Genomic DNA, 11,316 nt, shown 5'->3' with positions numbered 1-11,316 from the left:
TTACTATTTTCAGGATAGTTTAAGAGTGTTTATTCACAAACTATCCTTCTTTCAAACAGTTCTTTTTTACAGCAATTTTTCCATTTCCACCCATAGAAAAGAGCTTTCCATAATTTAAAGGAAAGCCCAGTTTGCTGTTCGTTCAATAAAAAGAAGCAACTCCGAAAAGAGTAGCTTCTTTATAAAAGTTTAGCACTATTAGAATAAATTACGGTTTAACCAATACCTTTAGTGCTTCCCGGTTGTTCATAAGTCGATAACCTTCCGGAACTCCGTCAAAGTCAACTGTTACATCAAACACTCGACCAGGTTCCAGTTTACCGTCTAAAATATCTGGTAGTAGTTCTTCCATATAAGCACGTGTAGGTGCTGGTCCTCCTGTTAGTGTAATGTTGCGTCCAAATAAACTCTCAAAGCCAACAGCTGCTTCTTCATACTGCGGAACTCCAACGCGACTGATTACTCCCCCAGCGCGCACAGCTCCAATACTCATTTCGTACGCTGGCTTCAGACCAACACATTCTAAAACTACATGTACTCCTTCACCATTTGTAAGCTCACGAACTTTTGCCACACCTTCTTCTCCACGTTCTGGAATAACATGTGTAGCACCAAATTCAATTCCAAGATCAGTACGTTCTTTATGACGACCCATAAGAATTATTTTCTCCGCGCCCAGTTTCTTTGCGGACATAACAGCAAGAAGACCAACTGCACCGTCACCGATAACTGCTACTGTTGTGTTCTCATTTACGCCTCCCATTACAGCTGAATGATACCCAGTACCATAAACATCAGACAATGTTAATAGGGATGGTAGAAGAGGAGAGTTTTCATCAATCTCTTTTGGTAATTTAAACATGCTTCCTTGTGCTTGAGGAACACGAACGTATTCAGCTTGACAGCCTGTCATAAAGCCTCCATGCACACAAGAAGTCATCAATCCTTCTTGGCAATAAGGACAAGTGTTATCTCCATAAGCGAAAGGTACAATTACCAAATCGCCTTTCTCAAATCCAGATACTTCTGAACCCATTTCTTCTATTCTTCCAATAACTTCGTGCCCCATTGCTTCGCCTTCAGGGTGATCATGAGAATGCATGCTACGATAAGGATGCAAGTCACTACCGCAAATGCAGGCAGCAACCACTTTTAATACTGCATCAGTTGGTAATTGTAATTTTGGTACTGGCAATTCTTTTACGCGTACATCACCAGCAGCGTACATAATATTTGCTTTCATATTAATTCTCCACCTTTAAAACTTTAGTTTATTTTATAGAGAGACAGTTTCTAAAAATAAGCGCTATCTATTTGCGTTCTACTTTTTTAAACCTAATGCTTTTACTCACCATCACCGGATCTCTGTGTTAGAAGAAACTGCTTGTGTTTGTATCTGGTGTGGAAATTGCTTATCCATCATTTGCACTCAATTCAAAATCCCAAATCATAGTTCTGCATGATGCGATCTTCGTTAAGTGATTTGGAAAGAGCAGAAATTCCGCGTTGTGTTAACCAGCCGAAGAACGACGTTCTTTCAACGTACAATTAACAGAACCTTTTGAACCTGCACTTAAAAAATATGCTGGGTGTCTAAACAATTATTGAACCGTATATCCACCATCAACTGATATCGCTTGACCAATAACATAACTTGCGGAAGAAGAGCATAACCAAAGTACAACAGAAGCAACTTCTTCTGCTTTAGCTAGACGACCAATTGGGACTGCTTTCATTAATTCGTCCATTGCATCACTTTCCGTAGCTAACATATTTTCAACCATTGGCGTTACGATGATCCCTGGACAAACTGCATTAATACGAATTCCTTTCGAAGCATACTCTAAAGCAGTGCTTTTAGTTAATCCCAATACACCATGTTTAGAAGCATGGTATACAGAACGTCCGGGAACACCAATTAATCCTCCTATTGAAGAACAATTAACAATAGCCCCTTCCGTACCTTGCTTTCTTAATTGAAGCAACTCATACTTCATACAAAGCCAAATACCCTTCGTATTAACGTTCATTACATCATCGAAAACTTCTTCCTTTAATTCAACCGTGTCTGTCATAGGGTTTTGAATACCAGCATTATTATATGCATAATCTAATTTTCCAAATGTATCAACTGTTTTTTGTACCATAGCTTCAACAGATTTCTCATCTGAAACATCACATTGGATGGATATCGCCTGATAGCCTGCGTCTATCAAGTCTTGTGCTTCTTGTTTAGGTTCATTCCTATCAACTAAAGCTACACTTGCACCTTCTTTAGCAAATAATTGTGCTGTTGCCAGCCCAATACCGCCTTTTGCTCCAGTTACAATTACTACTTTATCTTTCATGGTTGTCATAACGATTCCTCCTGATTATGTTATAAATAAACCTTACAATTTAAAGTCAACTAAAAAGAGGCTGATGGAAAACTTTTTCTTTGTAAATAGGTCTTCCACGGATATCTGAGTAGTATGCGATCCCAGACTTGTGTTTCGTCACCATAAATCAACACTTCGCGATTAATCAGCATCTGTTTGTAATTATAAAAGGAACCAAAATACTTTCAATGGTTAAAAGAAACTGATTTGTTGTTTATTCAAACAAATCAATAAAATTGTTGATTATCTTTCGGGAAGCCAAATAAATAAAAAAAGGTCAACCAGAAAAATCTGGCTAACCTTGGGGTAAAATATGAATCCAGTCATTGGTCCGGATGTTTCAAAGGGTGAAAGTCAGGTCCAAGCGTTTTTAGATAAAGGTAAACCATACCGTAAGAACTTTAGTATATCCTATCTAACAACATCCCTAGCTGTTCTGCTATAACACGAGGCGGAAAAGGCATTTCTTTTGTTATCCACCATTCCACCGTTCCTACAAAAGATGTCACAACAAATTGAAGTATAACCTCTTCATCCAATTCTCGATTTATCACTTTTGTTGTGTCAATATCATTTTTGAATTCTTGCATGAGAAGCTCTAGGAACCGACTACGAAAATAAGAGGCTTGACTACTTGCTAACATTGTTGAAAAGAATGAATAATTGCTCTTAAAGTATTCAAACCAGCCTACATTCGATTTTACAAAGTCTAATTCCATTTCATTTGCTTCCTCGCACATTACTCTTAGTACATTAATATGTTCATCAATGAGTTTATCTAGTAAATCAAATTTATCCAAGTAATGAAGATAAATGGTTCCTCGGTTAACATTTGCCCTGTCTGCAAGATCCTGAATGGTAATATCATCAAAACTTTTCTCAGTCATCAGTTCAATAACCGCTTTTTTTAAGGATTCTTGCGTTTTAAGAACTCTTCTATCCACTTTAGACATTTGAAATCACCCATCTTTCCCTTAGATAATCAACAAATTGCTTTCATCTAACGATTGAAAGCATCCTTTTTCTTTATATAATTATTAACATATGTTGATTAACCAATCAATGTTAATTTATTGTTAATTTATTTAAAGTACGAAACATACAGTTCTTTGACTCCTTAAATTTTTGCGTTACTACAGACTTATTTATTAAAAAACAATTATAGAAAAAGCCTATTTTCCTATTCCTAACTAGGCTGATCTGCTTTTTTATTACTTTGTGAAAAAGTGTACTTAAACTATTCTGCCCGATAGTTTAAGTACAACATTTCACAATCTAATTTGTTGAAAAAGAAAAAAGGCGACCTTCTTCTTGAAGTATCGCCCCCCGTTACTTTAAGTGAAAAAGTTCACAAGTCATTAATAAAAAAAACATTGATGATTTGTAAGTAACAAAAAGCAAAACGCGAAAAAACCACGATGAGGAGGTTACCTTACGGTGAACCCACAAATATGAATCAAGTTTTGAGTGAAAATCGATTCAAAGACAAACATCCCCCATTTATTAATACCTCCAACAAACATCCTGAGTCCAATCTATACAGGTCTCAGGTTGCATAATGTTATCTTGTTTTAATTCTAATTTTTATCCGAAAGTAAAATGTTCCTCCATGGTAACCCTGCCACACATCCATGCTTTACATCCGTAACGTCGTCGTATTCGTCTGTAAAATAAGCTGTTTGATCCAGTTTACAAATAAGCTCCAATGATTTTCCCATCTAATGAAGTTAGCATGTGACATTTATATGGTTGTTCCATTGTTTTACCGCTTTAATATATAAATGTGCCTCTAAGTTGCAAAACTGGGGAAGATAACTCTATTATTTTAACCTACTTGAACTGTGGGACGAATAATCATTTCATTTATACCAACATCTGATGGTTGCTCAATTGCAAATGCAATGGCACAAGCAATGCCTTCTGCATCAATTGCCACTTTACGATGCAATAAAAATGTGTCTGATCATTCTCCAATTCCTTCCTGGTTTATAATGATTAAACTACGACCTCAAAATCACCGCGTTCTTCATACATCTTCCAGTATTCTTTAGCAATATTTTCCGGGCTGTGATCCGTTGCGGGGTCAATCACACCGCTTACGATAATGCTGCCCACGAAAATGCCCTTTGGTTCCAATTCATAGTGGAGTATAATGTTCATAGCGTTCAGTGCTGCCTTGTCGATGCTAAGAGGTTTCAGGAACAATATCGGCTGGAATGTTTTTGCGAAACCGCCACCAGTAAAAATGATTGCTCCCTTTTTAGATGCAAATTCCTCAGTTGCAACAAGAGTAGCACAATGATAAGCGCTGGCAGCATCTATCTGATATCGCTCCATCAGCAGCTCGCTTGTAATTTCTCTGTCGCCGTCAGGTTCGGTTATGCCAACATTATAAACAAGAGTGTCGGGTGTTCCCAATTCTCCCTGCACTTCACGAATTGCCTTTGTAAGAGTCTCCAGCTTTGCGGCGTCAGCTACTTTTGTATAGACTTCATAGCCAAGACCTTTAAATTCATCCTCATACTGTTTCAAGCGTTCTGTATTTCGCGCAATCAAAACCACTTTGAAATCATGTGATGCAAACTCTCTTGCTACCGCATTACCAAGCCCTTTACCTGCACCCACTAAAATCAATGTTTTCTTTTCCATAGTGTCTAATCCCTTTCTTTGCTGAACAAAACCTCAAACTGTGCCAAAACAAATCTTGAGTGTTCAAAATATTCTGTTATCCCTTTATCAATTTCTTCTTTATATAAGTGGTGGAGCGTCATCCATCGGATTCACTCCGCTGGATGCCCATGCTATTGGTTTATTCTGATCTAACCTGTTTAAACGCTCCATGTCACTATCAAAATTTCAAAATCAAATAGATTCAAATTTTCCCGGATTCGCTCTGGTTTACTGCTTCTCGTTAACACACCGTAGTCGTGCTGCAATCCCGACCGCAAAAGCAATCTGGCTTCTGAAACGTTTAGTTTTGTAGCAATTTCATTAATGACCAATTGGGATTCTTCTTTTATTTCAGCAAGAACTTCTCCACCCTGCCCTTCTTCAACTCGCCAAGATGACAGCGGAGCAAGCGAGCTATATGCAATCGGTGCGATTGAATTCTCCTTCATGTACCTGGTCAATTCAACCTGCGCACAAATTGGATGAAATTCAACTTGGTTTGCCTCAGGTTTAGCCAGGTCTGCATCCAAAATCTCTTTAATTGTCTCTATATTATAGTTTGACACTCCAATATGCTTGGTAAGCCCTAATTTTTTTAGCTCTACAAAAGCTTCCCACTTTTCCAGTCTAAGTTCTGATAGTGGAGCATGTATAAGGTAAAGATCAACATAGTCAAGCTGGAGCTGTTTAAGCTGATTTTTCAATGTTTCAATGGTATGTTTGTAGTTTTTATCGGGTGTCCCCAACTGTTTAGATCCCGGAAAAAGTTTAGTAGTTACAAAAATATCATCCCTTTAAATACCAGCCGCTTTTATCCCTTTACCAGTGCCCTCTTCATTATTGTAAGCCTCTGATGAATCAATATGTCTAAATCCAGATTTAAGTGCCTCTTTTACACAGTATTCGGCTTGGTCAATTGATAATTGGAAGGTGCCAAATCCCACGAGAGGCAAGTCTATTCCATTCCGCGTCGATTTTGATAGTTCCATTATTGGTAACCTCCCTATTTTTAAACAAAAATAATCCCCTGTTAGAGGTGATTTTTAAAAAAAATAATTTTTAATAAAGCCCATTTTGTAAGCACTCTTTTTGCGAGTAAAAATTGACTTAAAGACAAACATCATCCATTTATTAATACAGCCAACAAACAACCTGAGCCCAACCTATAAAGGACTCGGTTGTATTATTGGCTTTTTTATTAAGGACTACTTGACAGGAGTACACTAAAACTATTATTCATTTGTCAACATAATGCTAATAACAGAGTGCACTCATTTTTATGTTAATGCATTGGCTTTTCCCAATCGCCTCTGACCTCAACGCCGGTTTCTTTTGCTGCCTTTTCAAGTTCAAGGATTTCTTGTGCTGTCAAATTGACCTCGGCTGCTTTTATAGCATCCTCAATATGGGAGATTTTCGTAACACCAATAATCGGTACTGTCCCTTTCGCAATGGACCAAGCCGTTGCAATTTGTGCGGTTGATGCATTGTGTTTACTGCCGATTTCTCTCATTACTCGGATTAAGCTTTCGATCTTGGTAAGCACGTCTGGATTAAATGCCTCACCTCTTCTGGTTCCACTTGGCATAGGATTTTTAGTATTGTATTTATCAGTTAATGCACCTTGTTCCAATACCATATACGAAAAGAACACAATATTATTTTCATTGCAGTAATCAAAAATTCCGGCTTCTTCCGATGAACGGTAAAGCAAGCTGTAATGGTTTTGGACAGCTGAAATTTTCAGTCCTTCTTCCGCCAAGATGCTGGCTGCTAATTTAATTTCGTCGAGATTATGATTGGAAACACCTACATGTTTTACTTTTCCGCCTTTCATTAAAGGGATAAGTTTTGGTGTCCATCTTTGCACATCTGCCGGGTTGTGTATCCAATAAATATCAGCATGGTCCACGCCGAGCCGGTTCAGACTTCCGTCCAAAAGTTCCTCAACAGCGTTGTCATTATCGCTCGCTATTTGTGGGGTGAATTTTGTTGAAATCAGCACATCCTCCTTGCCTTTAATGAAGCTTCCCAAAATGTTCTCTGAAGCGTTCATCCCATATACAGCCGCTGTATCCCATAAATTGAATCCTGCAACCATAGCAGCATCAAATACTGGCTTTAAGTCCTCTGCTATAAGATAATTCCCGAAAACAGCATCCCCTCCTGCTTCGCCGGTGCCCCATGACCATGTGCCAAGAGCAATTGGAGGAATCTTCTCGTTTTGCAATTCAAATAATTTCATTGCGATTCACCGCTTTCAACATTTATAATCAAAATTTCGCTTATAGCAATGAGTTTCAGGTGTGCTGATTGCATAAGCTACAGCATCCTGTTATGAATTTGTCCTGTATTACAGAAGAAAAGTCGATGATCCTTAATGGAGATCGACTTTTTCCTTAATTTTGTGATTTATGCTCCAATAACACTAACACGCCGACGTACATAGTCATTTTCAATAATGTCTACAAAAGCTTTTGCATAATCTGAATAGCTGATATAGCTTTTACCTTCATCGTTGGTAAAAAACTCTTCTCCGCCAATGATGTAATTTCCAGTTTCTGGACCATCAAAATCAAGTTCGTATGCGGGTGAAACATACGTCCATCTAATATTTGAGAATGAACGTAATCTTTCAAGATTAGCACGTAATGCTTTTCCCAAAGGTTTTATTTCTTCGGGAAAATCTGGTTTATCCATGAGTTGTAAGGAGTGCTCCTTATTAATATATAAGGTTCCTGCTCCACCAACCATCAATAGTTTGGTATCAGTTCCCTCTAACAGATGAGCCAAGTGGGAAATACCGTCTGTATGGATAAAAAAGGAATCTTCTGTCCATGCACTAACTGCATTAGCAACTGCATCAAAACCTGATAAATCTTCTTTATTCAAATCCATTAAATCTTTTTCGATTACATTCTCGAAATCATCATTATGTTTTTTTCGAACAATCGCTGTAACATCATGACCTCGTTTAATTGCTTCTTGTGCAATTAAATTTCCTGCTTTACCATGTGCCCCAATAACTGCAATTTTCATTTTCTCATCATTCCTTTTAATATATTTTGAAATAAAATCACCATAAAAAAATAACATTTCTTTAATATTCAATTTGTGAAATGACAAACCCTGATATATCAAACACGTCGTCTGCGGTTTCACCTATATGCACATGATAAGGATGACTTAAAAAGGCATCAAAGTCAGCTTTATCCTTTACATCAATAACCATAGATACTGCATTAGCCATTCCAAGCCAACCAATATTTTTCCCTACGGTCAATTGTATAATGTCTGGCACTTGATTCTTGATTTCCTTCATTGTAGCAATTTTCTCATTTACCTTTTCTTCTGAAATTCCCTCTTTTATAGGGGCTATAAAAATGTGTCGAATCATTAAATACCTTCTTTCTCTACTAATCAATTTTTCATATTCCTACAGTCTCTCTTTTTTCAACAATTTACTTCGAGTTTAGCTTAAGCTCCGAAACTACCATCAACACATATCAGTTACAAAACTAGCTTCCTATTTATCAGTGGAAATAAATCCATAGTTACCAAAGAAATTATACATATGCTCTGGATTATCATGCTCCATGAAGAAGTTTACACCTTCATCCATATCCTCCATTGTCGTCATTTCTTCTTCTGAAAGAACAAAATCAAAGATATCAATATTTTCTTTCATATGTTCTGGAGTGGATGACTTCACTAAAGTGACAATTCCGCTTTGAACTAAGAAGCGTAACGCCACTTGACTAGCACTCTTACTATATTTTTTGCCTACTTCTAATAGATACGGATTAGAGAACATATTCTTTTCTCCTCTTGCCAGTGGAGACCACGCTTCTAATAGAGCACCGTATTTTTCAAGATATCGGCGATTAAATTTTTGTTGTTGAAAAAGATGTGTTTCTAATTGATTCATTACAGGTGTTACCTCACTAAAGGTAACAAGGTCGATAAATCGATCTGCGGCAAAATTACTTAAACCAATCGCACGAACTTTCCCTTCTTTATAGGCTTCTTCCATCGCTCGCCATGTTCCGTAATAATCACCATAAGGTTGATGAATAAGTAATAAATCAACATAATCAGTTTGTAATTTACGTAAAGATTCATCAATGGAAGCTTTAGCTTTCTCATATCCTGCTTCTGAAACCCAGACTTTTGTAGTTAGAAACAACTCTTCACGTAGGACGCCACACTTCGAAATGGCATTTCCTACGCCTTCTTCATTGTAATATGCTTGCGCCGTGTCAATGGAACGATAACCAGTAGCAATAGCCTCTAGTACAAGGTTTTCACATTCTTCCGGACTAACTAGATAAGTACCATATCCCAAAATCGGCATTTCTACACCATTACTTAATGTTACATATTCCATTTTCCATCACTCCTTTTATAAAGATATTTTCTTCGTAATAAATGCTTGCTTCTATACATGACTTATCATAGGGAATTAATTTCAGCCTATGACTATTATAAACATACAACCTTCGTGCAACACGAAGTCAACAGTTTTAACGTAACTTTTTAATACCTCTAATCTTCCTTTTATTTACTAAAATAGCTTTTGAACGGATGGTTTCGTTATTGGCATCATCGCCACAAACGAAACGTCTTTATTGAATCGTTAAGTTTTTTCCTATCTCCTTGAACCGTTTTGGATTCCTATAATATCCGCTTCCGATCCCTCAAGCCAGTATCTTCTCTATCGTCGGTTCAATCACTCTCGTGCCGACCTGCGATTAGGTTACGTCCGGCAGGCGGGTACGGCGAGTTAAGCCCCAGACGATGAGCCCGGTGAGGTTAATGACCAGGGCAGCGATCATAATCGCGGTCCAGCCGCCGAACGACCAGAGGGGACCTGCGATAACCGATCCGAACGCACCTCCAAGGAAGTTACTCACGACGATGGACGTGTTAAGTCGGCTGCGTGCAGAACCAGGCAGAGCGAAGAGCCGGGTCTGCCCCAGAACAAGGTTGGTTTGCGTGGCGATGTCCAAGACGATGACAACGACGATCAACCCGATGATTGAACTTCTCGCTGCCCAGCCGGCAACCAGTGACAGCGCGAGCAGCACAAGGGCGCCTCCTGCTGCGGGCACGGACCAGCCACGGTCGTGCAGTGCGCCTGCGCGCCGCGCGGCGAGAGCACCTGCCAAGCCCGCAAGTCCCAAGAGCCCGATCTGCCCTGCCGAATAGGAGAACGGCGGTGCCGTCAGCAGGTAGGTCAATGATGTCCAGAACAGTGAGAACACGGCGAAGTTCGCTGCAGAGATTAACAGCGTCGGGGGCACAGCCCGATGACTCGCCACGGTTGTGAACACCGATGCTAGAAGATGCGGGTAGGCGATAGGTTCGCGTGGTTCAAGGCGCGGGATAATCTTGTACAGTATTGCGGCAAGAATGAGTGTGGCGACGGACGCAATCCCATAAATCGCCCTCCAGCCGAGAAGGTCAGAGACTAAGCCACTAATGGTGCGCGAGAGCAGGATGCCAATTAGGGCGCCCGATGCGACCGTGCCGACCACTCTTCCGCGTCGCTCAGGCTCAGCGAGCTCACTAGCCAGCGGAGTCAGAAGTTGCGCAGCGACGGTGGTCAATCCTACCCCGCCGAGTGCCGCGAGGAGCACAGAGAACGTCGGTGCAAAGGCGGAGCCGATGAGCATCACTGCTGACAGACTCAGAATCAGTGGAATGAGTCGGCGTCGGTTGAGAACATCGCCCAGCGGCACGAGGAGGAAGATCCCTAGTGCGTATCCGAACTGGGTGACGGTCACCAGCATCGCGGCGCTCGATGAAGAGACGCCGAGGGACGTGGCGATGATCTCGAACAGTGGCTGGGATAAGTAGAGATTGCCGACAGCCAGCCCTGCAGCGATAGCGAAAATGATTGTTTTAGCCGGTGACATCCGATGGTCGGACTTGGTAGATTTTTTTGACATGGTAGAACCTCCTTCTAGTCTAACTGCTGAATTTTTACAATGAAGTTGTGACAGCTTCATCGAATACTATCGCAATTGTTCCTTTCACTTTCTTTTATAGTTCTTTAAGCGCTGCTTCCCCTATTTAATGGCTCTTACTTTACATGACTTATCATAGGGTTTTAAAATACCAGCCTTAAACCAATGATAAGCATACAACCTTCGAGTAACACGAAGTCAATAGTTATAATTTAATTTTTTCATGTTCTACCTTTGGGGTTTACAATCTTAAGAACTTAAAGTATTATCACTTTATCACCTTCGAGTAACACGAGGTC

At 39.6% G+C, this 11,316-nt stretch carries 11 protein-coding genes and 2 pseudogenes; 1 reads left to right on the top strand and 12 read right to left on the bottom strand.

The features are described 5' to 3' along the window. Positions 1–208 precede the first annotated feature (208 nt). Complete coding sequence (locus J7E66_RS29830) at positions 209–1,243, bottom strand: zinc-binding dehydrogenase (protein ID WP_215007195.1); 1,035 nt, start codon at positions 1,241–1,243, stop codon at positions 209–211. A 358-nt stretch (positions 1,244–1,601) separates the two neighbouring features. Continuing rightward, positions 1,602–2,357 carry an SDR family NAD(P)-dependent oxidoreductase gene (locus tag J7E66_RS29825; protein ID WP_215007193.1) on the bottom strand — a complete coding sequence of 252 codons (756 nt, stop codon included), beginning with the start codon at positions 2,355–2,357 and terminating at the stop codon, positions 1,602–1,604. A gap of 334 nt (positions 2,358–2,691) precedes the next feature. Between J7E66_RS29825 and J7E66_RS33035 the strand changes: the two are divergent. Beyond that, positions 2,692–2,820, top strand: a pseudogene (locus tag J7E66_RS33035) (IS110 family transposase); the annotation flags it as partial. Here the strand turns inward: J7E66_RS33035 and J7E66_RS29820 are convergent. The 10 genes and pseudogenes from J7E66_RS29820 to J7E66_RS29775 all read right to left on the bottom strand — a co-directional run bounded on the left by J7E66_RS29820 (position 2,780) and on the right by J7E66_RS29775 (position 10,999). After that, on the bottom strand, positions 2,780–3,331 hold the full coding sequence (locus J7E66_RS29820; protein WP_215007191.1) for a TetR/AcrR family transcriptional regulator: 552 nt from the start codon (positions 3,329–3,331) through the stop codon (positions 2,780–2,782). The pseudogene J7E66_RS33035 and the gene J7E66_RS29820 sit on opposite strands and share 41 nt — an antisense overlap. An 872-nt stretch (positions 3,332–4,203) precedes the next feature. Continuing rightward, a pseudogene (locus J7E66_RS29815) lies at positions 4,204–4,311 on the bottom strand (oxidoreductase); the annotation flags it as partial. Positions 4,312–4,373: 62 nt separating this feature from the next. Next, the gene (locus J7E66_RS29810) at positions 4,374–5,027 is read right to left on the bottom strand and encodes an SDR family NAD(P)-dependent oxidoreductase (RefSeq protein ID WP_215007189.1); all 654 of its coding nucleotides are present in this window, start codon (positions 5,025–5,027) and stop codon (positions 4,374–4,376) included. Between the two features lie 179 nt (positions 5,028–5,206). Further along, positions 5,207–5,833 carry an aldo/keto reductase family protein gene (locus J7E66_RS29805; RefSeq protein WP_215007204.1) on the bottom strand — a complete coding sequence of 209 codons (627 nt, stop codon included), beginning with the start codon at positions 5,831–5,833 and terminating at the stop codon, positions 5,207–5,209. A gap of 9 nt (positions 5,834–5,842) precedes the next feature. Continuing rightward, positions 5,843–6,037 carry a hypothetical protein gene (locus J7E66_RS29800; RefSeq protein ID WP_215007186.1) on the bottom strand — a complete coding sequence of 65 codons (195 nt, stop codon included), beginning with the start codon at positions 6,035–6,037 and terminating at the stop codon, positions 5,843–5,845. Positions 6,038–6,330: 293 nt separating this feature from the next. Beyond that, the gene (locus tag J7E66_RS29795) at positions 6,331–7,293 is read right to left on the bottom strand and encodes an aldo/keto reductase (protein WP_215007183.1); all 963 of its coding nucleotides are present in this window, start codon (positions 7,291–7,293) and stop codon (positions 6,331–6,333) included. Positions 7,294–7,460: 167 nt separating this feature from the next. Then, positions 7,461–8,087 (bottom strand): NAD(P)-dependent oxidoreductase, encoded by a 627-nt coding sequence (locus J7E66_RS29790; protein WP_215007180.1) that lies wholly within the window; start codon positions 8,085–8,087, stop codon positions 7,461–7,463. Between the two features lie 61 nt (positions 8,088–8,148). Then, the gene (locus J7E66_RS29785) at positions 8,149–8,445 is read right to left on the bottom strand and encodes a Dabb family protein (RefSeq protein ID WP_215007177.1); all 297 of its coding nucleotides are present in this window, start codon (positions 8,443–8,445) and stop codon (positions 8,149–8,151) included. A gap of 129 nt (positions 8,446–8,574) precedes the next feature. Further along, positions 8,575–9,435, bottom strand: a complete 861-nt coding sequence (locus tag J7E66_RS29780; RefSeq protein WP_215007174.1) for an aldo/keto reductase — start codon at positions 9,433–9,435, stop codon at positions 8,575–8,577. Positions 9,436–9,799: 364 nt separating this feature from the next. Continuing rightward, positions 9,800–10,999 carry an MFS transporter gene (locus J7E66_RS29775; protein ID WP_215007171.1) on the bottom strand — a complete coding sequence of 400 codons (1,200 nt, stop codon included), beginning with the start codon at positions 10,997–10,999 and terminating at the stop codon, positions 9,800–9,802. Between the last annotated feature and the right edge of the window lie 317 nt (positions 11,000–11,316).

Source organism: Bacillus sp. ISL-7 (assembly GCF_018613065.1).
The sequence above is the reverse complement of the archived record's forward strand: the minus strand, read 5'-3'. Positions and strand labels throughout refer to the sequence as shown.